This is a genomic window from Streptomyces sp. NPDC001933 (assembly GCF_042890955.1).
Lineage (GTDB): Bacteria > Actinomycetota > Actinomycetes > Streptomycetales > Streptomycetaceae > Streptomyces.
Window position 1 is genome coordinate 131137 of record NZ_JBIASS010000016.1, and the last position, 24617, is coordinate 155753.

Sequence of the window (24617 nt, forward strand, 5' to 3'; positions counted from 1 at the left end):
GCGGCTCCACCGGAGGGCGGCGGCGATACTGAGTCCATGAAGCTCAGCCGCCCCGTCTCCTGGTTCCTGCTCGCCTTCGGGGTGTGGAGCTGGTTCATCTGGATCACTTTCGTCAAGAACCTGTGGAAGGACGGCAGCGGACTCGCCTTCGACGACGCGGGTGACCCGACTGCGTACTTCTGGGTGCATCTGCTGCTCGCCATCACGTCCTTTCTCCTGGGGACGGCGGTTGGAGTGATCGGGTTCCGTGGCGTCAGGGCCCTGCGCCGCGAACGCGCATAACCGGCCGTACGGCAGGCGGAGGAGTGCAAGTGGCAGTGGCCGGTCTCGTGCTGATGGTGATCGTGGTGCTCGCGCTGCTGGCCGGCGTGCACCGCTATCTGTGGCGCCGCTTCGTCGGTGATACCACGTCCGAGGGCAGTGCCCTGCGCAGGACCGGCACGGCGGCCGCGTACGTGCTGCCGCTGCTCAGCGTCGGCGCGCTGGTCTCCGGCCGTGCGGGCGCGCCCTTCTGGCTCCAGAAGGTACTGGCCTGGCCGGGCTATCTGTGGCTGGCCGCCGTGCTGTACCTGACGCTGGCTCTGCTGGTGGGCGAGGCGGTACGGCCGGTTCTGCGCCGGGTACTGGCGCGCCGGGCGGACCGGGCCGGGCGGCCGGAGGGCACGGACGCGGGTACGGGTACGGACGCGGCGTCAGCGGACGGTGCATCCGGCGCGGACCCGGCAAATGACGTAAAAGAACCGGAGATCCCGTCGAGTGCGAGCGCTTCCGGCGCCCCGGGCACCCTCGTCGCCGACGCCCCCGCCCCGCCCCGCACCGACGCCCCCACCCGACGGCTGTTCGTCGCGCGGGCCGTCGGCGGGGCCGCCGCCGTCGCCGGGCTCGGCACGGTCGGCTACGGCACCTACGGGGTGCTGCGCGGGCCGCGGGTGAAGCGGATCACCGTCCCGCTCGCCAAGCTGCCCCGCTCCGCGCACGGCTTCCGGATCGCCGTCGTCAGCGACATCCACCTCGGCCCGATCCTCGGCCGCGACCACACCCGGCGGATCGTCGACACGATCAACCGGACCCAGCCGGATCTGGTCGCCGTCGTGGGCGATCTCGTCGACGGAACCGTCGCCGACCTCGGGCCGGCCGCTGAGCCGCTCGCCCGGCTGAAGGGCCGGCACGGGAATTACTTCGTCACCGGAAATCATGAGTACTACTCCGGCGCCGCCCAATGGGTCGACCAGGTAAGGGAATTGGGTCTTCATCCACTGGAGAACGCCCGGGTCGAGATCGACGGATTCGATCTTGCGGGCGTCAATGACGTCGCCGGGGAGAGCGAGGGGCAGGGTCCTGATTTCGCCCGTGCGCTCGGCGACCGGGACCGTGACCGCGCCGCCGTCCTGCTGGCCCACCAGCCCGTCGTCATCCATGACGCCGTCGCCCACGGCGTGGACCTCCAGCTCTCCGGACACACCCACGGCGGCCAGCTCTGGCCGGGCAACTTCATCGCGGATCTGGCCAATCCCACCGGCGCCGGGCTCGACCGCTACGGCGACACCCAGCTGTACGTCTCACGGGGCGCGGGCGCCTGGGGCCCGCCGGTACGGGTCGGCGCACCGTCCGACATCACCGTCGTGGAACTCGCCTCGCGGCAGGCGTAACTCTCCGTCGACAACAGGTTTCAGACGTTCGGATGCACCCAAGGTTTCAACTGTCGAACAAAAGGCTATGAATCACAGTTTCGCTCTTCCAGATGTGAATATCGTGTGATTGGCTGATCGTGAGCATGCGGTGATGTGCGTATCTGGGCGCGATTGCCGAGGTGGGGCTGGTAAGGGAGAGCACGTCAATGCGGTCGATCCGGCTACGGATTCTCGCGATTCTCGCGGTTTTGGTCATCGCAGGCGTTGTCGCCTGGCAGTTGCTCCCCTCGGACGAGGCGAAGAAGGACCCCATCGCGGTCGGCACCACGGACGAGGTCACCTCGCTCGACCCGGCCGGCGCGTACGACGCGGGTTCCTGGGCGATGTACAGCAACATCTACCAGTCCCTGCTGACGTTCAAGTCGGGTGCGGTCGTGCCCGAGCCGGACGCCGCCGAGAGCTGTGGGTTCATCGGCCAGAAGCTCCAGACGTACCAGTGCAAGCTCCGTGACGACCTGACGTTCTCCAACGGCCGCAAGATCACGGCCGAGGACGTCAAGTACTCCATCGAGCGCATGATCAGGATCAAGACGGACGTCGGTCCCTGGGTGCTCTTCCCGAACCTCAAGAACGTGGTGGCGGACGGCCGCACCGTCACCTTCAACCTCTCCTCGCGCGACGCGACCTTCCCGCAGAAGCTCGCCACCGGCGCCGGTTCGATCGTCGACCGCGAGTCGTACCCGGCGGACAAGCTCCGCAAGGGCAGCACCATCGACGGCTCGGGCCCGTACCTCCTGAAGTCGTACCGGTCGGGCGAGATCGCCGAACTGGTGCCCAACCCGCTCTACAAGGGCGCGCTGAGCAAGACCGGTGTCCCGGTCACCGTGCACTACTACGGCAAGTCGGACGAGCTCCTGGCCGCCTGGAACGCCAAGCAGGTCGACGTCACGCACCGCGAACTGCCGCCGGCCACGCTCGCCGAGCTGAACCCCGGCGACCCCGACCTGCGCGTCACCGAGGCGGACAGCGCCGAGATCCGCAATCTCGTCTTCAACGTCCGGCCGGGTTCGCCGCTGGCCGACAAGAAGGTCCGGCAGGCCATCGCCTCGCTCATCGACCGCGGGCCGCTGGTGACCGGCGTCTACAAGGGCACGGTCGAGCCGCTCTACTCGCTGATCCCGCAGGGCTACATCGGGCACAGCACGCCGTTCTTCGACGCCTACCCCACGCCCGACCCGGAGCGCGCCAAGCAGCTGATGAAGGACGCCGGCGTGCAGACCCCGGTGAACATCAGCTTCGGCTACGGCGGCGGGAACGAGACCCAAGCGAAGGAGACCGCGGAGCTCCGCCGCCAGCTGGAGGCCGACGGGCTCTTCAAGGTCACGGTCCACGCCGTCGACTGGCAGAAGTTCCAGAAGGACTACGCGGCCGGCAAGTACGACGCGTACACGGTCGGCTGGCTCCCCGACTACCCGGACCCCGACACCTTCAGCCAGCCGCTGGTCGGCCGGAACAACAGCCTCCACAACGGCTACTCCAGCAAGAAGGTGGACAGCCTCATCGGCTCCACGCTCCAGTACGGCGACCGCGGGCGCACCGCGGCCGACTTCAAGGAGCTCCAGGCGCAGGTCGGCGAGGACGTGCCGCTGGTCCCGCTGTGGCAGAAGAAGGACTACGTCGTCAGCACGACGGACGTCTCCGGTTCGCAGTACCTCTCGGACGGCACCGGCCTCTGGCGGCTCTGGGAACTGAGGCGGATCTGACGGTCCGCAAGGCAGCACACGGGGCGGTCCGCCGGCGTTCGCCGGCCGGCCGCCCCGTCGTCCTGCGAGGGCTCGTCAGGGCTTGTCAGGGCCTGTCCGGCCCCGGTCCCGGGCCTTCACGGCGCCGGGCAGGAACTCCTCCAGCACCTCGTGGATCTGCCGCACCAGCGGCCGAAGCACCCGGAACCGGGAGAGGGCGATGGCGCGGGCGCCGATCGGGGCGGAGCGTTCGACCAGGCGGCGGCTGCGTTCGGTGTGCTCCGTGCGGTCGTACACCCAGTACAGCACCAGGCCCATCTGTATCAGCCACATCAACTCCGGCAGCAGTTCGGCCAGTTCGGGGTCGGTCTTGGTGTCGGACCCGGCCAGGCACCGCCGGTGGATGGAGATCGCCGCCTCGCGGGCCGCGACCGAATCCGCCGAGAACGGGCTGAGCGGGCTCTCCGGGTCGGCGGCGTTCTTGAAGAACTGGGCGGCGAAGCGGTGGTACGGCTCCGCCACGTCCAGCCAGGTGAGCAGGACCCCGCGCATGCGCACCGCGAGGTCCTTGTCGCCGTCCAGGACCGGTTGCACGGCCGCCGCGTGCTCCGCCGCGAGCCGGTCGTAGAAGCCCTGGACGAGGTGTTCCTTGTTCGTGAAGTAGTAGTAGGCGTTCCCCACGGAGACGCCGGCCTCCTGGGCGATGGCCCGCATCGTCGTCTTGTCGTAACCGCGTTCCTGGAAGAGCCGGAGCGCCGTTTCGAGGATGAGTGTGCGGGTCTGCTCGCTCTTGGGAGCCTTGACTTCCTTCACGTCCTTCGCTTCCTTCACCACAGTCCCGAGGGTATCCGTCGCGGTCAGCCCTCGGATCCGGGGACCGTACAGGCACCGTCCCCGCCCTCCCGGCCGCACGGTGCGGCGGTCAGGGAACGGTACTTCGCGGCGGCGAGCACGGTGGCCCGCGCGAACGGGCGGCCCGCCGGGGTGGTCAGCCAGTGGGCCCTGGGCCGGTGCTCGGCCAGCGCCCAGAGGCAGACGATCCACGCGGAGGTCCCGCGGTAGATCTGCCCCCGGTCGCCGATCACCGTGATCTCGTCCAGCGTCCCGGCGTGGTCGAGCCCGGGGAAGCGGCGGCGCGCCTCCTCGGAGGCCGCCGGGACGAGGTCGAGCGGGACGAGCTGACGCTGCTTCATCAGCCACTGCCGCAGATGGAGGCAGAGCGAGCACCGGGCGTCGTACAGCACCGTCAGCCGCTCGACGGAGAGCCGCTGCCCGCCGGGCCGGGCCGTCATGGCGCTCAGGCCCTCGGGGCGGGCGCCGCCCACGGGCCGGTGCCCGGTCCCGTCCAGCCCTGCGGGGCCACGGGCGGGGTCTGCTCGCGCTCCATCAGACCGCGGCGGCGGATCTTGTTGAGCACATAGACATTGCCGAGGTGCATCACACCGAGGACGAGCAGGACGACGCCGAGCTTCACCGACAGCGCCTCGAAGAGTCCGCGGGCGTCGGTGACGGCGTCGGAGTTCCTCAGGTAGAGGGTGACGAAGCCCAGGTTGACCAGGTAGAAGCCGACCACCAGCAGGTGGTTGACGGCATCGGCGAGCTTCTCGTTCCCGTGCAGCACATCGGCGAGGAACACCTTGCCGTTGCGGCTGAGCGTGCGTGCGACCCAGACGGTCAGCGCCACGCTGATCAGCAGATAGATGACGTACGCGACAACAGTGAGGTCCATGCCCCACCCTCCCTTGAACGCGTTCAAAAGCTGTTGTCATGGACTGTAGACCTGTAATTGAACATGTTCAAGCGGGGAGTCCGGCGGCTCGCCCGGGCTTCTCGGCGGGCGCCGCGAAGCGCCGTACGCCCGGCACCGCCGCCGTCCCCAGGCAGGCTGCGCCGACCGCCACCGCGGCGACGGCCAGCGGCACTTCGGCGCCCCAGGCCGAGGCCGCGAGCGGGGCCAGGGCGTAGCCGAGCGGCATCGCGCCGAGGGAGAGCAGCCAGTCGTACGAGGTCACCCGGGCCAGGGCGTGGGCCGGTACGGCGGACTGGACCGAGGTCTCCCAGACCGGGCCGAGGAAGCCGAGGCCGGCCTGGGCGACGCCGTACGCGGCGATGGAGAGCGCGACGGGCGCGTGGGCGGCCAGCAGGCCGAGCGGCAGGGCGTACGTGGCGAGCCCCAGGTTGGCCACCAGGATCGGGCGGCGGGGGCGGGCCCGGCCGGCCAGCAGCGAGCCGAGGAGCAGGCCGACCGCGCCGGTCTGGAGCAGGGCGACCCAGACGCCCTTGCCGCCCAGCTCCCGGACGAAGAGTGCCGGGCCGACGGTCATCAGGACGGCCGCCGCGCCGTTCCAGGTGGCGTGCCCGATCAGGCTCGTCCAGTACCAGTCGCGGCTGCGGACCTCGCCCCAGCCCTCCTTGAGGTCGGTGAACAGCGAGCGCCGGGGGATGGGTACGTGCCGGACCTCGACGGCGGACAGCAGCGCGGCGCTCACCGCGAAGCTGGCGCCGTCCAGCACGAAGGCCCAGCCCGGCCCCGCGGTGAGGATCAGTACCCCGGCGAGGGCCGGGCCGCCGAGCCGGGTGGCGCTGCTGACCACCGCCATCAGGGAGTTGGCGCGCAGCAGCCCGGACTCCGCCACGGTGCCGCGGATCAGCGGTGACACGGTCGGCATCGCGAACGCCCCGGCGGCGCCTCCGACCGCCTCGGCGAGCGCGATCTGCCAGAGCTCGGGGGAGCCGCCGAGAAGCTCCGCGCCGACGAAGAGCTGGGTCGCGCACCGCACGAGATCCGTGGTGAGCGCGACCGTACGGGCATTGAAGCGGTCGCCCACGACGCCGCCCAGCGGCAGCAGGAGCAGCTTGGGGACCATCGCACAGCCCAGGACCAGCGCGAGCGCCCCGGTCGAGCCGGTGGCCAGGTAGACGGCCAGTGAGAGGGCGGTGGGGATGACGGCGTCGCCGAGGAGGGAGAGGGAGCGGCCGATGAAGAGCAGGCGGAAGGCGCGCGTGCGCAGAGGATGCGGCATGCGCGGGAATCTATTTCGTTACCGAACTATTCGTCAACGAAGTATTTGATACCGAAGGGTAGTTGGAGTCCCGGCGTACGCTTTCCCCATGGAGCGACGCGACTGGACCGACGGACATGTGGAGCGCTGGAAGCCCGTCCTTCCCGGCCTCGACCCCGATGTCGAGGGTGCCGTGACCCGCATGAAGAAACTCTCCGTCCACCTGCGCCGGGTACGCGAGCAGTCCCTGGTCGACTTCGACCTGGACCGCCAGGAGTTCGACACCCTCCACAAGCTGGCCGGACGCGGCGGCAAGGCGGCCCCCTCCGAGCTCGCCGCCGACCTGGACCTCGCGCCCGCCTCCGTCACCGGCCGGCTGGACGCACTCGAACGGCGCGGCTTCGTCCGCCGCACCCCCTCCACCACCGACCGCCGACGGGTCGATGTGGAACTCACCGACGCGGGCCGCTCGACCTGGCTGGGCGCCATGGACGTGCTCGGCCACGAGGAGTACCGGCTGCTCGGCGTCCTCGGCAAGGACGAACGCACCCTGCTCAACGACATGCTGCGGCGCATCATGTTGGTCGCCGAGGACCGGGGCGCCGCCGCCTGGGACTGACGGGCGCTCAGCCGGTGCTTCAAGCCGCGCCTCGGCCGGTGCGCGGGCCACCGGGGGCGCCCCGGGCGCCAGGGCGGCCGCCGCCCGCCAGGCGGTGCAGCGAACCCGAGCCCTCGGGACCCCGGACCCGCCCCGCGATTTCCAGCGCCGCCGGACGGTCCGGTCCGCGCAGCCGCACGGACATCCGCCCGGACAGCTCCGGTGACCGCATCAGCTGCTCGACGGCGATCGCACGTGGCGGCAGGTGTGGAGCAGCTCGCGGTCCGGTGCGAGGACGGTGACGGTGTGGCTGAGGCGGGCCGGCGCGGCCGGCCGTCAGATGCTCATCGCACGGGCCGTGTTGAGCTGGGCCATCACCAGGGGGAAGGTGTTCTGGTCGGCCGCCGGGATCATCGTCGAGTGGTGCCGGCCGCCGCTGGACACCGAGACCTGGACGAAGCCGGTCGTCTGCTTCTCCTTCATCAGCAGGAACAGCAGACCGACCAGGCAGAACAGCGCGAAGACGATCGCGAGCACGATCGCCACCGTCGGGATCTTCTCCTCGGTGCGGGTGAGGTCGGTCGCCGTCCACACCGCGCCCTTGAGCGGCATCGGGCCGGACGGGGTCACGATCTGGTCCTGCATCACGGCGATGTCACCGAACGTCATGACCGGCATCCCGGAGCCGCCCATCGGGGCGCCCGGCTGCTGCGGGAAGCCGTGACCGGGCATGGTCGGCTGGGCCGCGACGCCCTGCGGGTAGCCGTAACCGGGGCCGGGCTCGACCGCGGACTCGGGCAGCGGCTGCGGGTAGCCGTACGCCGGGGCACCCGGACCGGGCTGCGCCTGGCCGTCCGCGACGGTGGGCGGATTGCCCGGCTGCTGGGGAGCCGGCCCCCACTTGTATGAGTCGTCCGCGTACGGATTCGGATCGCTCAACGTTCCCCGCTCTCGATCAGGCTGTGCGCCCCGGGCCTGCTGCGCCGGCGGCGAACCGCTTCCGGTTCCGCACGACCGTACCGTCAAGCCCCCGGCGGCGCAGCAAGCGGCCCCGTTCCCCGCGGTGTTGCCGCGGAGAACGGGGCCGGATGCGACTGCTGTGCCGGTGGCGGTCAGAAGCGGCGCGTGATCAGCGCCCGCTTGACCTCCTGGATCGCCTTGGTGACCTCGATGCCACGCGGGCAGGCGTCCGTGCAGTTGAAGGTGGTGCGGCAGCGCCACACACCGTCACGGTCGTTGAGGATCTCCAGGCGCTGCTCGCCGCCCTCGTCGCGCGAGTCGAAGATGAAGCGGTGCGCGTTGACGATCGCCGCCGGGCCGAAGTACTGGCCGTCGTTCCAGAACACCGGGCACGAGGACGTGCACGCGGCGCAGAGGATGCACTTGGTGGTGTCGTCGAAGCGCTCGCGGTCCTCGGCGGACTGCAGGCGCTCGCGGGTCGGCTCGTTCCCCTTGGTGATGAGGAAGGGCATGACGTCGCGGTACGCCTGGAAGAACGGGTCCATGTCGACCACGAGGTCCTTGAGGACCGTCAGGCCCTTGATGGCCTCGACCGTGACCGGCTTCTCCGGGTTGACGTCCTTGATCAGCGTCTTGCAGGCGAGCCTGTTCTTGCCGTTGATCCGCATCGCGTCGGAGCCGCAGATGCCGTGCGCGCAGGAGCGGCGGAACGTCAGCGTGCCGTCGAGGTCCCACTTGATCTTGTGAAGGGCGTCGAGCACACGCTCCTTCGGGTCGATCTCGATCTGGAAGTCCTGCCACTGGGCCTCGTCGGAGACCTCGGGGTTGAAGCGGCGGATCCGGAGGGTGACCGTGATGTACGGGGAGGCGGCGGACTCCGCCTCCACCTTGTCCAGAGTCGGGGTTGCCATCAGTACTTACGCTCCATCGGCTGGTAGCGGGTCTGGACGACCGGCTTGTAGTCGAGCCGGATCGACTCGGTGCCGTCGGCCGAGACCTCGCGGTACGCCATGGTGTGGCGCATGAAGTTGACGTCGTCGCGGTTCGGGAAGTCCTCGCGGTAGTGACCGCCGCGGGACTCCTTGCGGGCCAGCGCGGAGGTCGCCATGACCTCGGCCAGGTCGAGCAGGTTGCCCAGCTCGATGGCCTCCAGGAGATCGGTGTTGAACCGCTTGCCCTTGTCCTGGACGGACACGTTGAGGTAGCGCTCGCGCAGCTCGGCGATCTTGTCGACGGCCGTCTTGATGGTCTGCTCGGTGCGGAACACCATCACATTGGCGTCCATGCACTCCTGCAGCTCCAGACGGAGTGCCGCGACCCGCTCGGTGCCCGTCGAGGAGAGCAGCCGCTCGACCTGCTCCTCGACCATCTGCGCCGGGTTCTCGGGAAGCTCGACGAAGTCGTGCTTGGCGGAGTACTCGGCGGCGGCAATGCCCGAACGGCGCCCGAAGACGTTGATGTCGAGCAGCGAGTTGGTGCCCAGCCGGTTGGCGCCGTGCACGGAGACGCACGCGACCTCGCCGGCGGCGTACAGGCCCGGGACGACGGTGGTGTTGTCGGCCAGCACCTCGCCCTCGACGTTGGTCGGGATGCCGCCCATGGCGTAGTGCGCGGTCGGCTGGATCGGGATCGGGTCCGTGTAGGGCTCGATGCCGAGGTACGTACGCGCGAACTCGGTGATGTCCGGGAGCTTGGCGTCCAGCTGCTCCGGCGGGAGGTGCGTGAGGTCGAGGTAGACGTGGTCGCCCTCGGGACCGCAGCCGCGGCCTTCACGGATCTCCGTGTAGATGGAGCGGGACACGACGTCACGGGACGCGAGGTCCTTCATGACCGGCGCGTACTTCTCCATGAAGCGCTCGCCGTCCTTGTTGCGGAGGATGCCGCCCTCACCGCGGGCGCCCTCCGTCAGCAGGATGCCCATGCGCCAGATGCCCGTCGGGTGGAACTGGAAGAACTCCATGTCCTCCAGCGGCAGGCCCCGGCGGTAGCACGCGGCCTGGCCGTCACCGGTCAGGGTGTGCGCGTTGGAGGTCACCTTGAAGAACTTGCCGGTGCCACCGGAGGCGTAGATGACCGACTTCGCCTGGAAGACGTGGATCTCGCCGGTGGCCAGCTCGTAGGCCACGACACCCGCGGAGTGCTTGACGCCGTCGACCTCGGTGATCAGCTGGTCCAGGACGTAGAACTCGTTGAAGAACTCCACGCCCTCCTTGACGCAGTTCTGGTACAGCGTCTGGAGGATCATGTGGCCGGTGCGGTCCGCGGCGTAGCAGGACCGGCGGACCGGGGCCTCGCCGTGGTTACGGGTGTGACCGCCGAACCGGCGCTGGTCGATCTTGCCCTCGGGCGTGCGGTTGAACGGCAGGCCCATCTTCTCCAGGTCGAGGACGGCGTCGATGGCCTCCTTCGACAGGATCTCGGCGGCGTCCTGGTCGACCAGGTAGTCGCCGCCCTTGATGGTGTCGAAGGTGTGCCACTCCCAGTTGTCCTCCTCCACGTTGGCGAGCGCGGCGGCCATGCCGCCCTGCGCGGCGCCCGTGTGGGAGCGGGTCGGGTACAGCTTCGTGAGCACGGCGGTACGGCTGCGCTTCGTGGACTCGATGGCCGCGCGCATACCGGCGCCGCCGGCGCCGACGATGACGGTGTCGTACTTGTGGATCTGCATGATTTCCTCTGGTCCCTCTGGCCCGGCGCCTAGCGGATGTTCGGGTCGAAGGTGAAGATCACCAGCGTGCCCAGCAGGACGGTGAACACCGTGGCGGTGTACAGCAGCATCTTCAGCCAGAAACGGGTGTTCTCCCGCTCGGCGTAGTCGTTGATGACCGTACGGAGACCATTGGCGCCGTGCAGCATGGCCAGCCACAGCATCCCGAGGTCCCAGAGCTGCCAGAACGGCGAGGCCCAGCGGCCCGCCACGAAGGCGAAGCCGATCTTGGAGACGCCGCCGTCCAGCACCAGCTGGATCAGCAGGTGGCCCAGGACCAGGACGACCAGGACGATGCCCGACAGGCGCATGAAGAGCCAGGCGTACATCTCGAAGTTGGTGCGCGAACCCTTGGGGGTCTTGCCGGTCCGCTTGCGCGGCGGCTCGATGACCGGGGCCGGGTTGTCTGCGTCGTACAGGCTGACGCCCTCGACGGAGCCGATCGCGGCGGAGGACTCGGTGGACATTGGCCTCAGCTCCCGAATACTTCGCGTACGGCGTGGCCGAGGACCGGGTACAGCGCCCCGACCATCAGCACGACCCAGATGCCCACGACCGACCAGAGCATCTGCTTCTGGTAGCGCGGGCCCTTGGCCCAGAAGTCCACGGCGACGATCCGGAGACCGTTCAGCGCGTGGAAGAGAATCGCGGCCACCAGGCCGTATTCGAGGAGCGCGACGATCGGCGTCTTGTACGTGGCCACGACTTCGTCGTAGGCCTCGGGGGAGACGCGGACGAGAGCGGTGTCCAGGACGTGTACGAACAGGAAGAAGAAAATGAGGACACCGGTGACTCGATGAGCCACCCAGGACCACATGCCTTCCCGGCCGCGGTACAGCGTTCCAGCCGGCACGGAAGAACCCTCCGGGAGCGGGGATTGGGGCCGGCCGGCTTGCTGTCGGTCTGACCCGGCCGGGTACGGTCCACCGGCCCCGGCCATCGTAGCGACGGTTTGTCGGTTCGTTCGCGCGGGGGCCCGCGGTGTGATCAAAGTGGCAATCAAACAGGCACGGACGGGCTAGAAAGGGCTGCTGCACGCCTTTACCGAGCCCGTTCCGTTATGAACCCGATACCAGCTCGATGATGCGGCCCCGGGCGAGCCGGCGCATCTCCTCCGCGGTCACCACCCGCTCCTGGTCGGGCTCGTGGGCCAGCCTGGCCCGGATCCCGGCGAGCACCTGGTCCGGCTGCTCGGCCGGCCCCAGGCCGTCCAGGCAGATCACGAAGACATGCCCGAAGCGCGACTCGTACGCGGCGTGCGCGGCCCGCAGCGCCAGATGGGCGGAGTGCGGCGCGGCGTGGTGCAGCCCGGGGGAGACCTCGGCGGTGAGCGCCTCGGCGAGGTCCGCCGGGGCCAGGTCGTAGCCCGCCTCGTCGGCCGCGGCCAGCAGCGCGTCCAGGTCGGGATAGGGGCGGTGGGCGGCCAGCCGCTGCGCCCAGCGGCGGCTGCCGCAGCACTCCAGCAGGGCGGCCTCGGCCTCGGCGGCCGGCACGGCGTTGAAGCGGTCGAGGCCCGGGACATGGGCGGGGACCTGCTCGGCGGCGGAATTCTGGACGGGTACGGCCGTCCGGGTGGCCGGCTGGCGCAGTTGCTCCGGGAGGCCGGCGGGGGACTCGCTGGACCTGGACAGCGTGGGCTCCTCGGCGGGTCAACGGCATCTGTGACCCTGGGGAGGGAAGGGGGGATGAAACCAGGCAGATGCGTGGGTGAAGGGAGAGACGAATGTGCCTCAAAGCTAGCGAGACAGGGCAACGGACGTCCGACAGATGCGCGAACTTCACCCGGACGGGAGAGTTTCGGACCGTCTGACGTGCCGTATTCCAAGGAGAATGCCCGGCTGTCTCCCTTCTTCTGCTTCGTTGTCCGTAAATATCGGAGGTTTCTGACCGATGTCGCCCTCACGTGGCGCTCTCGTGGCCGGTGCGGCCCTCACCGCGGCGGCCGCCGCGACGATCGCCGTCGTCGTCTGGCCGGAAGGCTCCGACAGCGGACTCGCCGGACAGTCCTCGAACGCCCGCACCCCCGAGTCCTCCTCGGCCGCCGCCTCGCCGGCCCCTTCGCCCACCCGGAGCTACCCGCTCTCCACGGCCCCGCGCACCATCCCCGCGGTACGCGAGCACATCGCGGCCCGGGGTCCCGGCTGGCGCCCCGGCCCGGACGCCGGGGTCGTCATCGCCCGCGGCAGCGGGACGCTCGCCGACGAGGGGCAGCTGCTGGCCCAGGAGCTGAAGATCCGTTACCGGGGCGACGTCCCCGCCCGCGCGGGCGACGTGGAGCTGGCCCTCGCCCCGGGCAAGGGCGCCCCCGAGTCGTACACCCTCGGCGTCCACGACGGACGGGTCACCATCAGCGGGCCCGACCAGGCCGGGGTCTTCTACGGGACCCGCACCCTGAAACAGTCGGTGCGCGCCGACGGTGCGATGCCGGAGGGCGAGGTGCGCGACCGCCCCGACCGGCCGCAGCGCGGACTCAACCTCGACATCGCACGCAAGTACTACACCCCGGCCTGGATCGAGGACCGGCTGCGGGAGATGGCCGACCTCAAGCTCAACCAGCTCGGCCTGCACTTCTCCGACGACCAGGCCTTCCGCATCGAGTCCCGCACCCACCCCGAGGTGGTGTCGCCGGAGCACCTGAGCCAGGCGGAAGTGCGGCGGATCGTCGGCCTCGCGTCCCGGCTGCACATCGAGGTCGTCCCGGAGATCGACTCCCCGGGCCATCTCGGCGCGGTGCTGCGGGCCCACCCCGAGCTCCAGCTGCGCAATGTGTCGGGCACGCGCTCGCCCGGGTCGCTCGACATCTCCGACCCGGGCTCGGCCAAGCTCGTCGACCAGCTCCTCGGCGAGTTCACCGAGCTGTTTCACGGCGCGTACTGGCACCTGGGCGCCGACGAGTACCTCGCGCTGACGGTGCGGGACCCGGCCGCCTCGTACCCGCAGCTGCAACGCGCCGCCCAGCAGAAGTACGGGGCGGGGGCGAGCATCAAGGACCTGGCGACCGGCTGGCTGAACGACCGCGCGGCGGTGGTGCGCCCGCACGGCAAGCGGCCCAAGGCGTGGAACGACGGCTTCTTCCGCGACGGGACCGTGCACGCCGACAAGGACATCGAGGTCGAGTACTGGACGGGCAAGGAGTACGGTGCCCGGCTGCCGGAGGAGTACCTGCGCGAGGGCCGGCGCGTGGTGAACCTCAACGACGAGTACCTCTATTACGTGCTCGGCCAGCCCAACCAGTTCGTCTACCCGACGGGCGAGCGGATCTACGAGCAGTGGACCCCGCTCGTCCTGCGCGGCACCCAGCCGGTACCGGCGCGCTACTCCGGTCAGATCCTCGGCGGCCGGTTCGCGGTCTGGGGCGACCTCCCGCAGGCACAGACCCCGGCGCAGGTGGCGCAGGGCATCCGGATGCCGTTGCGCGCGACCGCCCAGAAGCTGTGGGTCCCGGGCAAACCTGCGCTGAGCTGGGAACAGTTCCGGGCACTGGCCGCACGGATCGACAAGGCGGGCTGAGCGCGACCGCCGTGGCCGGCCGGGCGGGATTCCTCGTGGACAGCCAGGTGGCGGGGGGCTAGGTTCCGCATGCCGCGCGTTCCGGGGAGGAACGTGCGGATTCGCGCGTTCGCGCTCAGAACCTTGGGGGGTTCCACTTCATGCTCTGCTCCACCTGCCGTCTCAGACCGCCGGTCACCGACGACGGACGCTGTCTGACCTGTGCCGGTCCGGCCGGTCCGGCGCCTGCCCCGATGCCGCCCGCCCCGGCCTTCCACGCGCCGCAGCAGTACCTGCGTTCGCCCGAGGGGCTCGCGAAGGCCGTCGTCGTACTGCTGGCGGTCGTCGCGGCGGCGGATCTGCTCGCCGTGGCGGCGGGCCTGAACACCCGCCGGGTGATCGCGGCCGGGCTGGAGAACGACTTCGCGACGTACGACGAGGCGGAGGCGACGCTCGCCGACAATCTGTACGGGGCGGCGGGCGGGCTGCAGAGCCTCGCGATCCTGGCCACCGCGGTCGTCTTCATCATCTGGTTCCGGCGGGTACGGCTCAATGCCGAGGTGTTCGACCCGAGCATGCAGCCGATGCGGCCCGGCTGGGCCGTCGGCGCCTGGTTCATCCCGATCGCCAACCTGGTGCTGCCACGCCGGATCGCGGGCGGCGTCTGGACCGCGAGCGCCCAGACGAACACCGACGGCAGCTGGCGCACGGTCCCGGCCACCGTGATGAACCTGTGGTGGGGGTGCTGGATCGTCTCGCTGGTCGGCTCCCAGTACGCGACCCGGCGGTACCGGGCGGCCGAGCAGCCGCAGGAGATCCTGGACGCGGCGGACCTGGTGACGGCCACCGACGCCTTCGACATCGTGGCCGCGGTGCTGGCCATCCTCTTCGTCCGCAAGCTGACCCGGATGCAGGGGGAGCGAGCGGCGCTCGGCATATACCCGCTGGGCATCCCGCGTGTGCCGGGGCGCGCCGACTGGGGTCGCGCCCACTGAGGGATGCAATTCGGCCCTCACGGTGACGGTTTTGAGCCATTCGGCGCTGAACGCGGTAACAGGAAGCGCCTCGTCCCCATGCGCGCGCACGGGGGCGTGCCGACGGGAGACGCCGATGAGCCTGCTGGAACTGATCGCCGCCGCCGACGAGCGAGGGCTCGCGGCGAGCGCGGTCGCCTGCCTCGACCGCTGCCTGCCGCAGCCCGTGGACGGAGCGGACCCGGATCCGCTCCGTCCGCTCTGGGCGGGCTGCGCGGACGCGGCGGTCTGGCCGGACCGCCTCGCCGAGGCCCGTACGGCACTGGACGCCGCGGCCGACGAGACGGGCGCCGCCCCGCGGATCCGGAAGCTGCTGGGCGAGGCGCCCGCGGACCGGGCGGCGCCGGAACTGCGGGACTGGGCCGACGCGTGCTCCCTGCTGGCCCTGGAGGTCCACCTCGGTCCGGACGCGGCGCCGGGCACCACCGCGGAGGCGGTGCGGCGGCTCGGCGAGGACGATCCGGACGCGGCGGGCCCGTTGCCGGCCGGCGAGCTGCACCGGCAGATCCGGATCCTGGAGCTGCTGGCCAAGGCCGCTGACGCCTCGTCGGCGGGCGCCGGGCTGCGCCAGGTGCTGGAGGTGTCGGCGGAGGGGCAGCGGGTGCTGCGCGCGGCGGTCTCGCGGCGGGCCCGGGGGCGGGGCTGAGCGGTGCGCGGTGCGGGGAGGCCGCGAGGTGCCCGGTGCCGGGAAAAACGAGGACGACCGGGGCCGCCACCCCCCACAGGAGAGGCCCCGGTCGTCTTCCGCGGGGCCGTAGGACGACCCCGTACTCCTCTCAGCGCCGTCGCTGCGTTTTCTGTCACACCGCACGTGGTCCGAGGAACGTTGCGGGTTGTACAAGTCATGGACGCGACCCCCGCCGAGGACGTAGCGTGCTGAGTCGCGCAGGGTGGCGCGGCAGTGATGACCAGCTGCGATTCGGGACAGCAGGGCAGGTTGAGGGAGTGCTGGGGGACGACGCGGAGCTCACTGCCGCGGTACTCGCGGCGCAGGACGGGGACGAGGACGCCTTCCGTACTGTGTACCGCGCTGTGCAGCCGCGGCTGCTGGGCTACATAAGGACACTGGTCGGGGAGCCGGACGCCGAGGACGTGGCGTCCGAGTCCTGGTTGCAGATAGCGCGCGACCTCGACCGGTTCAGCGGCGACGCCGACCGCTTCCGCGGCTGGGCGGCGCGGATAGCCCGAAATCGTGCGCTGGACCATCTGCGGATGCGTGGCAGACGCCCCGCGATCGGCGGCGACGAGTCGGAACTGTCCGAGCGGCCGGCCGAGTCCGACACCGCCGACGAGGCGATGGAGGCCCTGGCCACCGGCCGCACGATGTCGCTCATCGCCCAGCTGCCGCAGGACCAGGCCGAGGCCGTGGTGCTGCGGGTGGTCGTGGGCCTGGACGCGAAGGGCGCCGCGCAGACGCTGGGCAAGCGCCCGGGGGCGGTACGCACCGCCGCGCACCGGGGCCTGAAGCGGCTGGCCGAGCTGTTGCGCACGGACGGCGACGACGGCGACGACGACCGGGGCGGCGCCGTCGACGGTGCCCCCGAAGGAGATCCGGCGGACCCGTCCGCCCCGCACCGGGGCACGGCTGCCCGGACGGCGGAACTCGACGCGGTGCCCGCCCAGCGCCCCGCCCGCAACGGTCTGGCGGCGCCGGCCGGTGTGACGCATTCGCGTCCGTGGACGCAGAAGGACATGTGATGGCCGACGAGCGGTACGAATGGCTTGACAAGGACGCCGCGGAGAGATTGCTCCGCGGCGAGCCGGTCGATCCCGTCGGCGGTCGGTCGTGTACGGACGCCGAGAGGCTCGTGGCTGCGCTGGACGCCGCCGCCCGCGCCACCCGCCCGGCCACCGGTGAACTGCCCGGCGAGGCCGCGGCGCTCACCGCCTTCCGCACCGCCTCCCGCTCCGCGCGGGCGAAGACGCGGGCGGACGCGCGGCTCAAGGGCGCCGCGGACGGCCGTCTTGCCGGTGCCGAGGTGCTCGACCCGGTCCGTATCGAGGCCGCCGCCGGCGGCTCCGTCCCGCGCGCCACCGCGTCCGCGGTCTCCGGACGTACCCGCCCCTCGCGCTGGAGCAGGCCCGTCCGCTATGGCCTGGTCGCCTCCCTCGCCGGCTGTGCGCTCGGCGGGGTGGCCGTGGCGGCCGGAACCGGAATGCTCCCCGGACCGTTCGGCGGGCACCCCCTGCCGGCCTCCTCCGTCTCGGCCGAGGCGACGCCCGCGGAGTTCGGCTCCGACGGGCTCACCACGGACGAGACCGCGCAGCCGCCGCCGTCCGCCTCCCCGGGAACGGGCACCTCCCCGTCGCCCACTGACCCCTCGGCCCCGACCGGTGGCCAGGACCGCGGCAGTTCCGGCCGGGCGACGGAGCCGGGCGACACCGACAAGCGGAAGCCCGGCGACGCCGTGACCGGCTCCCCGGGCGGCAACCGGAACAGCAAGCAGCCCGAGCCCCCCGGGAACAACAGCTCCGGCGATTGGTACGCCAAGGCGCTCCAGGCCTGCCTCGACTACCGCGACGGCAATCTGAGCGAGAAACGCAAGCGCAGGCTGGAGGCGCTGGCCAACGGTGCCGAGAACCTGGACCGGTTCTGCGACCGCGTGATCGAGCGGTCCGAGAAGGGCCAGGACAACCAGGGCGGCGACAGCGGCGACGGGCAGAACGACGAGGGCTCGAACGGGAGCAACGCCTCCGACTCCGCCGCCGGCACCGCTCCGTCGGCCCGGTTCGCCAACGGTGTGCGGCTTCCTTCGACCCCGGTCTCCCTGACGCCTTCGGCCCGTACCTCCGGCGTGCGCGCCGGTTCACAGGGCTGAGCGGGACCGCCCGCGACAGGCTTTTTTCGGCCCGTCACCAACAGGTGTGACGTTTTTCGAGGCCGCGGCGCAGTACAGAGTGAGCCGACTGGTCATCGGCAGCGCACAGAGCCGGGGTTCCCCCCGTACCTACGGCTCAGCGCACATGGCGCGGGCGGGACACGTTCCCCCGGTCCCGCCCGCGCCCCTTCTCCTTCTCCGGCCGGACCGGCCCTACCCGTGGACCACGACCTTGTCGCCGTTCTTCACCTGGGCGAAGAGCGAGGCGATCTTCCCCTCGTCCCGGACGTTGACGCAGCCGTGCGAGGCGCCGTTGTAGCCGCGGGCCGCGAAGTCCGCCGAGTAGTGCACCGCCTGGCCGCCGCTGAAGAACATCGCGTACGGCATGGCCGTGTGATAGATCGACGACACGTGGTGGCGGGACTTCCAGTAGACGGAGAAGGTGCCCTCGCGCGTCGGCGTGTACTGGGAGCCGAACCGGACGTCCATCGACGACATGACCTTGCCGTCGATCATCCACGACAGGGTCCGGCTGTTCTTGCTGATGCAGAGCACCCGGCCGGTCATGCAGCGCTTGTCCGGCTTGGCGACCTGCCGCGTGGTCGGCGGATTCAGCTCGGCGGCCGTCGGCTCGTGCGTCATGCCGAGCAGCTTCTGCCAGGTGAGGGTGTCCGCCCTGCCCGTACGGGTCAGGCCCCGCTTGCCCTGGAAGGACTGGACCGCGGCGACCGTGACGGTGCCGTAGTAGCCGGTGGGGCTGCGGTCGAAGTGGCCGATCTGCCGCAGCCGGGCCTGCAGTTCCCGTACCTTCTTGCCCTCGGAACCGCTCGCCATGAGCGTCGTGCCCTGCGGGTCGGGCTTCGGCGTGGGCGACGCAGTGGCCGTCGGCGGCGCTGAGGACGGCGAGGCGATGGGCGAGGACGGCGGCGAGGCGGGCTTGCCGTCGTCGGTTGCCGTGGCCCGCGGCGAGGAGGAGGCCGCCGGTGCGCTGCCGGCGGCCTGCGCCTTGCAGCCGGCCGTCGCGGTGGCGACGGTGAGGACGGCGAGCACCGCCGCCGCCCCCGCCCGGCCCCGTTCCGCGTTCCGTGAGGTGCTCCTGGTGGTGCTGCCTGTCATCTCGGCCCCCTGTGCGTCCGCTGCGTCCGGTGTCCCATTGGACGGATTCCCGCTCTGCCCGGTTGCCAAAGCCCGCGCATGATGGGGGATGAACGGCGACGAGGACCGTGGGCAGGCGCTGTGAGCAAGCTCCCAGCGCCTGCCCCTCCAACGGTCTCGCGCCCACCGCTACAGTCCGTCGCGGGAACCGTGGTTACCAGTAAGTAGCTTTACTGAGCAGCTTCAGCGGGAGGCACAGCAGATGACGCGCGAGTCGGAGTCGGGACTGCCCATCGAACCGGTCTACGGGCCGGACGCACTCGACGGCTGGAACCCCGCCGAGAAGCTGGGGGAGCCGGGCGCCTACCCCTTCACGCGCGGCGTCTACCCCACGATGTACACCGGCCGGCCGTGGACGATGCGCCAGTACGCGGGATTCGGCACGGCCACGGAATCCAACGCCCGCTACAAGCAACTGATCGCCAACGGGACGACGGGCCTGTCCGTCGCCTTCGACCTGCCCACCCAGATGGGCCACGACTCGGACGCGGCGATCGCGTCCGGCGAGGTCGGCAAGGTCGGGGTCGCGATCGACTCGATCGACGACATGCGGGTCCTGTTCGACGGGATCCCGCTGGACCGGGTCTCCACGTCCATGACGATCAACGCCCCGGCCGCGCTGCTCCTGCTGCTCTACCAGCTGGTCGGCGAGGAGCAGGGCGTCCCGGCGGAGAAGCTCACCGGCACCATCCAGAACGATGTCCTCAAGGAGTACATCGCGCGCGGCACGTACATCTTCCCGCCCGGCCCCTCGCTGCGGCTGATCGCCGACATCTTCAAGTACTGCCGGGCCGAGATCCCGAAGTGGAACACCATCTCGATCTCCGGCTACCACATGGCCGAGGCCGGGGCCTCGCCCGCGCAGGAGATCGCCTTCACCCTCGCCGACGGCATCGAGTACGTGCGTACCGCCGTCGCGGCGGGCATGGACGTCGACGACTTCGCGCCCCGCCTCTCCTTCTTCTTCGTCGCCCGCACCACGATCCTCGAAGAGGTCGCCAAGTTCCGCGCCGCCCGCCGGATCTGGGCCAGGGTGATGAGGGAGGAGTTCGGCGCCGAGAACCCCAAGTCGCTGATGCTGCGCTTCCACACCCAGACCGCGGGCGTCCAGCTCACCGCCCAGCAGCCCGAGGTCAATCTGGTCCGCGTCGCCGTCCAGGGCCTGGCCGCGGTCCTCGGCGGAACCCAGTCGCTGCACACCAACTCCTTCGACGAGGCGATCGCCCTCCCCACCGACAAGTCCGCCCGGCTGGCCCTGCGCACCCAGCAGGTCCTGGCGTACGAGACGGACGTCACCGCGACCGTCGACCCGTTCGCCGGGTCGTACGTCGTCGAGACGATGACCGACGAGGTCGAGGCCGCCGCCCTGGAGCTGATGGCCAAGGTCGAGGAGATGGGCGGCGCGGTCAGCGCGATCGAGCGCGGTTTCCAGAAGAGCGAGATCGAGCGCTCCGCGTACCGGATCGCCCTGGAGACCGACAGCGCGGAGCGCGTGGTGGTCGGGGTGAACCGCTTCCAGCTCGACGAGGAGGAGCCGTACGAGCCGCTCCGCGTCGACCCCGCGATCGAGGCCGAGCAGGCGGCCCGCCTGGCGGAGCTGCGCGCCGGGCGCGACCAGGACGCGGTGGACACCGCGCTGGCCCGGCTGCGGAAGGCGGCCGAGGGCACGGACAACGTCCTGTACCCGATGAAGGACGCGCTCAGGGCACGGGCGACGGTGGGCGAGGTGTGCGACGCGCTGCGCGAGGTGTGGGGGAGGCATGTGCCGTCGGACGCGTTCTGAGGGGGCGGGTACCCGTGCGGGTGATCTCTCGCTGAATGTCCGCGACCCTGGACAAGCTCATGAACAGTGGTCCCCGAAAGGAGGATGCCGTGGCCGTAATACAGCACGAGGAGCAGGTGCACGTGCAGGAACAGCCGGAGCTGACGCTCGGCGAGGCAGCCGACCAGCTCGCACGCTCGCTGCCCGGGCATCGCGTGGAGATTCTCCAGGGGAGACTCACTGCGACACCACCGGCGGACGTATCGCACGCTCTGGCCCTGTCCTGGCTGGGTGAGGAGTTCGGCGCGCGGGCGCGCAAGGTCGGGCTCAGACTCGTCCAGGGCGTCGGGCTGTGGCTGCCCACCGGCCCCGACGACTACGCGATTCCCGACCTGTCGGTCGTCGAGGCCGACATCAAGGACGCCCATGTCATGAAGAACTGCTACGCCGCCCACGTCTTCCGCATGGTCGTGGAGGTGACGTCGACCAACTGGGCGGACGACCTCGGCCCCAAGGTCGAGGACTACGCCCAGGCGGGCATTCCGGTCTACGTGGTGGCCGACCGCAAGCACGACCGGGTGCTGCTCTGCACCGACCCCCGGGGCGGCGAGTACAAGAACAAGGCGCACCACAAGCGCGGGACTTCGTTCACCGTGCCTGACGTGGTCGGAGTCGAGATGAAACTCTCCGTCGACCGCCTCCTCGACGGCGACGAGGACTGACCCCCCGCCTTCCCGAACCCCCTGGACAGAGTGTCGTACTCGCGTGCGACACTCCGTTTCATGCTGGGTGTCACCGATCTTCCGACCTATCTCGCCGGCCTGGTGCTGATCGTCCTGCTGCCGGGGCCGAATTCGCTGTACGTGCTCTCCGTCGCCGCCCGGCGCGGGGTGCGGACCGGGTATGTGGCGGCGGCCGGGGTGTGGACCGGGGACACCGTCCTGATGACGCTGTCCGCGCTCGGGGCCTCGTCGCTGCTGCAGACGACGCCGGTGCTCTTCGCCGTCGTCAAGTTCGCCGGTGCGGGCTATCTGACCTGGCTGGCGATCGGCATGCTGCGGGCCGCGGTGACCATGTGGCGCGAGCGGCACCGGCGGATGGCCGAGCTGACCGAGGGGGACGCCGGGCCCGCGGCCGCGGCGGCGATGGAGCGGCCGTACCGGCGGGCACTGGTGGTCAGCCTCTTCAACCCGAAGGCGATCCTGTTCCTGATCTCGTTCTTCGTGCAGTTCGTCGACCCGCACTACGCCTACCCGGCGCTCTCCTTCCTGGTGCTGGGCACCCTGCTGCAGATCGCCAGCTTCCTCTATCTGTCGATGCTGATATTCGGCGGCACCCGGCTGTCCGCCGCGTTCCGCCGCCGCAAGCGGCTGTCGGCCGGGGCCACTTCGGCGGCCGGTCTGCTCTTCCTGGGGTTCGCGGCGAAGCTCTCGCTCAGCAGCGTGTGACGCCCCCGCTCAGCAGGCGGTGACCGGGGCGAGTCCGAACCGGGGCAGGTGCCGCGCCAGCTCCGAGGCGTCCTCGCCCGCCCAGCCGATGTAGCCGTCGGGGCGGACCAGGAACAGGCCCTTGCCGTACGCCTCGCAGGCGCCCGTGCGGTGCACGAGTACCTGACCGCCGTCGCCGTCGAACGCCGGAAGTCCGGTGTCCGTGCCGACCGCCAGCAGCGTGAAGTGCGGGCCCCGGAAGACGTCGAAGAGGCGGCGGCCCCCGGTCGTCGGGCCGTCCGGCGCGCGGTCGCCGGAGTGCAGGGTGCCGGCCCGGCCCACCGACAGCGGGCCCTCGCGGTAGCCGAGGCCGAGCTGCTGGGCCGCAGCGTCGCGTTCCTGTTCGCCCCGGTGGATCCGGGTGGACAGGCCGAGCATGTCGGCGGCGACCGGACGGCGCTCCTGCTCGTAGCTGTCGAGCAGGGAGCCGGGCGCACCGTGCCGCAGCACCTGGCCGAGCTTCCAGCCCAGGTTGTACGCGTCCTGCACGCTGGTGTTGAGGCCCTGGCCGCCCGCGGGGGAGTGCACGTGCGCGGCGTCGCCCGCCAGGAAGACCCGGCCGTCGCGGAACCGGTCGGCCAGCGCGGCGCGCGGCCGGAAGTCGGACGACCAGCGGACCTCGGTGATGTCCCCGGCCGTCAGATGCGTACGGGCGGCGACCAGCGCACGCACCCCGTCCGGGGATGTGTCGGGCTCGCCCTCCTCGAACCGGGCGGTCAGCTGGAAGTCCGCCGTGCCGGGCAGCGGGCAGAGCGCGAGGAAGCCCTGATCCCCGTTCATCACATGCCAGTTGAGCCGGTCCAGTGCGCCCTCGGCCACCCGGACGTCGGCGACCAGCATCGGTGCCGGGTCGACCTCCTCGCCGGTCATCGCGATCCCCAGCGCGCGCCGGACCGTGCTGCGCCCGCCGTCCGCCGCGACCAGGAAGGAGGCCCGGACCGGGCTCGTGCCCAGGTGGGCCGTGACGCCGTCCGCGTCCTGGTCGAGCCCGGTCAGCGCGGTGGAGAGGACGACATCGCCGCCCAGTTCGCGCAGCCGGGCCAGCAGGATCTCCTGGGTGCGCCACTGCGGCATCAGCCACGGCTCCCCGTACGGCTCGGCCTCCGTCGGGGCCGCGCGGCGGAACATGTCGTACTCCTGCTGCCGCTCCCCGTCCTGCCAGACCATCCCGACCGGAGCGGGGCCGCCGTGCTCGCGCACCGCGTCGCCGACCCCGAGGTCGTCCAGCACCTCCCGGGTGCGCGGCTGGATGCCCTTGCCGCGCGAGCCGGGGAAGAGCGCGGGCGCCTGCTCGACGACCAGGGCGCGCACGTCGCGGCGGGCCAGATCGCAGGCGAGGGCCAGGCCGCACGGGCCGGCACCGACGATCAGGACCTCGATTTCCTTAACGCTGTTAAGTTCCATGATTCGGAGTGTGTGCTTAACGCTGTTAAATTGTCAAGGTGGGTACGACGAAGATCGACCGGGCACGGGTTGCCGACACCGGGCTGCGGCTGCTGAACGAGACGGGCCTCGACGGCCTCACCCTGCGCGCCATCGCCAGGGAGCTGGACGTCAAGGCGCCCGCGCTCTACTGGCACTTCAAGGACAAGCAGGCACTCCTCGACGAGATGGCCACGGTGATGTACCGCCGGATGCTCGCCGAGGGCCTGTCCGGCCCGGCCCCGGAGCGCTGGCAGGACCAGCTCATCGCGTACAACACCGCGCTGCGCACCGCCCTGCTGCGCTACCGCGACGGGGCGAAGGTCTACAGCGGGGCCAAATTCACCGGGACCGACCACGCCGACGGCCTCGAATCCCATCTGCGGACGATGGTCGACGCCGGTTACGAGCTGTGGCAGGCCGTCCGGGCGGGCACCACCGCGTACTCGTACACCATGGGCTTCGTCACCGAGGAGCAGGGCGTGCGGCCGATGCCGGACGAGCGGCGCGAGGGCTACGACGTCGACGAGCGGGCCGCGCGCCTGGCCGCGTACCCGCTCGCCGCCGCGGCCGGTGCCGAGATCTTCGCCAACTACGACGAACGCTTCGAGGACGGGCTGCGGCTGATCGTCGCGGGCGTCGAGGCGCGGTACGGGGTGCGCTGAGAAGGCTCGTACCAGCGCGGTCGGTGCGCAGTTTCCTGTACCGACAGGGTCAGTTCATCCGGTGGCCGTTCAGCTTTCTTAGCGTGAAGCGGAACCGAACACGCGCGCCGGGCATCCGCCCCCCGACGGGGCGGGGCCCCGGTGTGC

Annotated in this window: 25 protein-coding genes; 13 read left to right on the forward strand and 12 right to left on the reverse strand. The window is 70.9% G+C overall.

Translation table 11 applies throughout. From position 1 onward, the window contains the following. Positions 1–36 precede the first annotated feature (36 nt). The 3 genes from ACFYY7_RS32190 to ACFYY7_RS32200 all read left to right on the forward strand — a co-directional run bounded on the left by ACFYY7_RS32190 (position 37) and on the right by ACFYY7_RS32200 (position 3394). Complete coding sequence (locus ACFYY7_RS32190; RefSeq protein WP_093549020.1) at positions 37–282, forward strand: SCO4848 family membrane protein; 246 nt, start codon at positions 37–39, stop codon at positions 280–282. Between the two features lie 29 nt (positions 283–311). After that, a complete protein-coding gene (locus tag ACFYY7_RS32195) occupies positions 312–1649 on the forward strand; it encodes a metallophosphoesterase (protein WP_388667375.1) in 1338 nt (445 codons plus the stop codon). Positions 1650–1837: 188 nt separating this feature from the next. Continuing rightward, positions 1838–3394: an ABC transporter substrate-binding protein gene (locus ACFYY7_RS32200; protein WP_388667376.1), complete on the forward strand. Its 1557-nt coding sequence runs from the start codon at positions 1838–1840 to the stop codon at positions 3392–3394. 75 nt (positions 3395–3469) lie between these two features. On the opposite strand, the gene ACFYY7_RS32205 is transcribed toward ACFYY7_RS32200, so the two are convergent. From ACFYY7_RS32205 to ACFYY7_RS32220, 4 genes are all read right to left on the reverse strand, one after another. Then, positions 3470–4207, reverse strand: a complete 738-nt coding sequence (locus ACFYY7_RS32205; RefSeq protein ID WP_356082149.1) for a TetR family transcriptional regulator — start codon at positions 4205–4207, stop codon at positions 3470–3472. A gap of 23 nt (positions 4208–4230) precedes the next feature. Beyond that, positions 4231–4665, reverse strand: a complete 435-nt coding sequence (locus ACFYY7_RS32210) for a thiol-disulfide oxidoreductase DCC family protein (protein WP_388667377.1) — start codon at positions 4663–4665, stop codon at positions 4231–4233. A gap of 5 nt (positions 4666–4670) precedes the next feature. Continuing rightward, a complete protein-coding gene (locus ACFYY7_RS32215) occupies positions 4671–5102 on the reverse strand; it encodes a hypothetical protein (protein WP_388667378.1) in 432 nt (143 codons plus the stop codon). Positions 5103–5169: 67 nt separating this feature from the next. Then, complete coding sequence (locus ACFYY7_RS32220; protein ID WP_388667379.1) at positions 5170–6396, reverse strand: MFS transporter; 1227 nt, start codon at positions 6394–6396, stop codon at positions 5170–5172. Between the two features lie 88 nt (positions 6397–6484). Between ACFYY7_RS32220 and ACFYY7_RS32225 the strand changes: the two genes are divergently transcribed. Next, entirely contained in the window at positions 6485–6994 is a 510-nt protein-coding gene (locus ACFYY7_RS32225; RefSeq protein WP_388667380.1) for a MarR family winged helix-turn-helix transcriptional regulator, read from the forward strand. A gap of 315 nt (positions 6995–7309) precedes the next feature. Here the strand turns inward: ACFYY7_RS32225 and ACFYY7_RS32230 are convergent, their stop codons facing one another. The 6 genes from ACFYY7_RS32230 to ACFYY7_RS32255 form a co-directional block, all read right to left on the reverse strand. Next, a complete protein-coding gene (locus ACFYY7_RS32230; protein ID WP_388667381.1) occupies positions 7310–7912 on the reverse strand; it encodes a hypothetical protein in 603 nt (200 codons plus the stop codon). A 173-nt stretch (positions 7913–8085) separates the two neighbouring features. Continuing rightward, positions 8086–8844, reverse strand: a complete 759-nt coding sequence (locus ACFYY7_RS32235; RefSeq protein ID WP_351255804.1) for a succinate dehydrogenase iron-sulfur subunit — start codon at positions 8842–8844, stop codon at positions 8086–8088. Continuing rightward, complete coding sequence (gene sdhA, locus ACFYY7_RS32240; protein ID WP_388667382.1) at positions 8844–10598, reverse strand: succinate dehydrogenase flavoprotein subunit; 1755 nt, start codon at positions 10596–10598, stop codon at positions 8844–8846. The genes ACFYY7_RS32235 and sdhA overlap by 1 nt, the downstream gene beginning before the upstream one ends. 29 nt (positions 10599–10627) lie before the next feature. Continuing rightward, on the reverse strand, positions 10628–11104 hold the full coding sequence (locus tag ACFYY7_RS32245) for a succinate dehydrogenase hydrophobic membrane anchor subunit (protein WP_360539099.1): 477 nt from the start codon (positions 11102–11104) through the stop codon (positions 10628–10630). A 5-nt stretch (positions 11105–11109) separates the two neighbouring features. Further along, positions 11110–11490, reverse strand: coding sequence for a succinate dehydrogenase, cytochrome b556 subunit (gene sdhC / locus ACFYY7_RS32250; RefSeq protein WP_266689036.1), 381 nt, complete (start codon positions 11488–11490; stop codon positions 11110–11112). Between the two features lie 205 nt (positions 11491–11695). After that, positions 11696–12226, reverse strand: a complete 531-nt coding sequence (locus ACFYY7_RS32255; RefSeq protein WP_388667466.1) for a 2-oxo-4-hydroxy-4-carboxy-5-ureidoimidazoline decarboxylase — start codon at positions 12224–12226, stop codon at positions 11696–11698. 301 nt (positions 12227–12527) lie between these two features. Between ACFYY7_RS32255 and ACFYY7_RS32260 the strand changes: the two genes are divergently transcribed. The 5 genes from ACFYY7_RS32260 to ACFYY7_RS32280 all read left to right on the forward strand — a co-directional run bounded on the left by ACFYY7_RS32260 (position 12528) and on the right by ACFYY7_RS32280 (position 17979). Further along, entirely contained in the window at positions 12528–14147 is a 1620-nt protein-coding gene (locus ACFYY7_RS32260) for a glycoside hydrolase family 20 protein (RefSeq protein WP_388667383.1), read from the forward strand. A 233-nt stretch (positions 14148–14380) separates the two neighbouring features. Beyond that, a complete protein-coding gene (locus ACFYY7_RS32265; RefSeq protein ID WP_388667384.1) occupies positions 14381–15121 on the forward strand; it encodes a DUF4328 domain-containing protein in 741 nt (246 codons plus the stop codon). Between the two features lie 115 nt (positions 15122–15236). Beyond that, the gene (locus ACFYY7_RS32270; RefSeq protein ID WP_388667385.1) at positions 15237–15806 is read left to right on the forward strand and encodes a hypothetical protein; all 570 of its coding nucleotides are present in this window, start codon (positions 15237–15239) and stop codon (positions 15804–15806) included. Positions 15807–16105: 299 nt separating this feature from the next. Continuing rightward, positions 16106–16858, forward strand: coding sequence for an RNA polymerase sigma factor (locus ACFYY7_RS32275; protein WP_388667386.1), 753 nt, complete (start codon positions 16106–16108; stop codon positions 16856–16858). Next, positions 16858–17979, forward strand: a complete 1122-nt coding sequence (locus ACFYY7_RS32280; RefSeq protein WP_388667387.1) for a hypothetical protein — start codon at positions 16858–16860, stop codon at positions 17977–17979. Before ACFYY7_RS32275 ends, ACFYY7_RS32280 begins: the two co-directional genes overlap by 1 nt. Before the next feature lie 213 nt (positions 17980–18192). Here ACFYY7_RS32280 and ACFYY7_RS32285 read toward each other — a convergent pair whose 3' ends face one another. After that, complete coding sequence (locus ACFYY7_RS32285) at positions 18193–19095, reverse strand: peptidoglycan-binding protein (protein ID WP_388667388.1); 903 nt, start codon at positions 19093–19095, stop codon at positions 18193–18195. 241 nt (positions 19096–19336) lie between these two features. Here ACFYY7_RS32285 and ACFYY7_RS32290 point away from each other — a divergent pair, with 241 nt between their 5' ends. The 3 genes from ACFYY7_RS32290 (at position 19337) to leuE (ending at position 22344) form a co-directional block, all read left to right on the forward strand. Continuing rightward, the gene (locus tag ACFYY7_RS32290; RefSeq protein WP_388667389.1) at positions 19337–20917 is read left to right on the forward strand and encodes a methylmalonyl-CoA mutase; all 1581 of its coding nucleotides are present in this window, start codon (positions 19337–19339) and stop codon (positions 20915–20917) included. Positions 20918–21006: 89 nt separating this feature from the next. Next, complete coding sequence (locus ACFYY7_RS32295; protein ID WP_388667390.1) at positions 21007–21618, forward strand: Uma2 family endonuclease; 612 nt, start codon at positions 21007–21009, stop codon at positions 21616–21618. A gap of 60 nt (positions 21619–21678) precedes the next feature. Further along, positions 21679–22344 (forward strand): leucine efflux protein LeuE, encoded by a 666-nt coding sequence (gene leuE, locus ACFYY7_RS32300; protein WP_388667391.1) that lies wholly within the window; start codon positions 21679–21681, stop codon positions 22342–22344. 9 nt (positions 22345–22353) lie between these two features. On the opposite strand, the gene ACFYY7_RS32305 is transcribed toward leuE, so the two are convergent. Continuing rightward, on the reverse strand, positions 22354–23787 hold the full coding sequence (locus ACFYY7_RS32305) for an FAD-dependent monooxygenase (RefSeq protein ID WP_388667392.1): 1434 nt from the start codon (positions 23785–23787) through the stop codon (positions 22354–22356). A gap of 38 nt (positions 23788–23825) precedes the next feature. On the opposite strand from ACFYY7_RS32305, the gene ACFYY7_RS32310 reads away from it, so the two are divergent. Beyond that, complete coding sequence (locus tag ACFYY7_RS32310) at positions 23826–24470, forward strand: TetR/AcrR family transcriptional regulator C-terminal domain-containing protein (RefSeq protein WP_388667393.1); 645 nt, start codon at positions 23826–23828, stop codon at positions 24468–24470. The last annotated feature ends 147 nt before the right edge of the window (positions 24471–24617 follow it).

Excerpts from the sequence above, each read along its gene's own strand:
- ACFYY7_RS32285 (WP_388667388.1), bottom strand. The coding sequence starts at position 19,095 with ATGACAGGCAGCACCACCAGGAGCACCTCACGGAACGCGGAACGGGGC.
- ACFYY7_RS32220 (WP_388667379.1), bottom strand. The coding sequence starts at position 6,396 with ATGCCGCATCCTCTGCGCACGCGCGCCTTCCGCCTGCTCTTCATCGGC.
- ACFYY7_RS32280 (WP_388667387.1), top strand. The coding sequence starts at position 16,858 with ATGGCCGACGAGCGGTACGAATGGCTTGACAAGGACGCCGCGGAGAGA.
- ACFYY7_RS32260 (WP_388667383.1), top strand. The coding sequence starts at position 12,528 with ATGTCGCCCTCACGTGGCGCTCTCGTGGCCGGTGCGGCCCTCACCGCG.
- ACFYY7_RS32215 (WP_388667378.1), bottom strand. The coding sequence starts at position 5,102 with ATGGACCTCACTGTTGTCGCGTACGTCATCTATCTGCTGATCAGCGTG.
- ACFYY7_RS32235 (WP_351255804.1), bottom strand. The coding sequence starts at position 8,844 with ATGGCAACCCCGACTCTGGACAAGGTGGAGGCGGAGTCCGCCGCCTCC.
- ACFYY7_RS32305 (WP_388667392.1), bottom strand. The coding sequence starts at position 23,787 with ATGGAACTTAACAGCGTTAAGGAAATCGAGGTCCTGATCGTCGGTGCC.
- ACFYY7_RS32200 (WP_388667376.1), top strand. The coding sequence starts at position 1,838 with ATGCGGTCGATCCGGCTACGGATTCTCGCGATTCTCGCGGTTTTGGTC.
- ACFYY7_RS32265 (WP_388667384.1), top strand. The coding sequence starts at position 14,381 with ATGCCGCCCGCCCCGGCCTTCCACGCGCCGCAGCAGTACCTGCGTTCG.
- ACFYY7_RS32190 (WP_093549020.1), top strand. The coding sequence starts at position 37 with ATGAAGCTCAGCCGCCCCGTCTCCTGGTTCCTGCTCGCCTTCGGGGTG.
- sdhA (WP_388667382.1), bottom strand. The coding sequence starts at position 10,598 with ATGCAGATCCACAAGTACGACACCGTCATCGTCGGCGCCGGCGGCGCC.
- ACFYY7_RS32245 (WP_360539099.1), bottom strand. The coding sequence starts at position 11,104 with ATGTCCACCGAGTCCTCCGCCGCGATCGGCTCCGTCGAGGGCGTCAGC.
- ACFYY7_RS32270 (WP_388667385.1), top strand. The coding sequence starts at position 15,237 with ATGAGCCTGCTGGAACTGATCGCCGCCGCCGACGAGCGAGGGCTCGCG.
- ACFYY7_RS32210 (WP_388667377.1), bottom strand. The coding sequence starts at position 4,665 with ATGACGGCCCGGCCCGGCGGGCAGCGGCTCTCCGTCGAGCGGCTGACG.
- ACFYY7_RS32290 (WP_388667389.1), top strand. The coding sequence starts at position 19,337 with ATGACGCGCGAGTCGGAGTCGGGACTGCCCATCGAACCGGTCTACGGG.
- ACFYY7_RS32225 (WP_388667380.1), top strand. The coding sequence starts at position 6,485 with ATGGAGCGACGCGACTGGACCGACGGACATGTGGAGCGCTGGAAGCCC.
- leuE (WP_388667391.1), top strand. The coding sequence starts at position 21,679 with ATGCTGGGTGTCACCGATCTTCCGACCTATCTCGCCGGCCTGGTGCTG.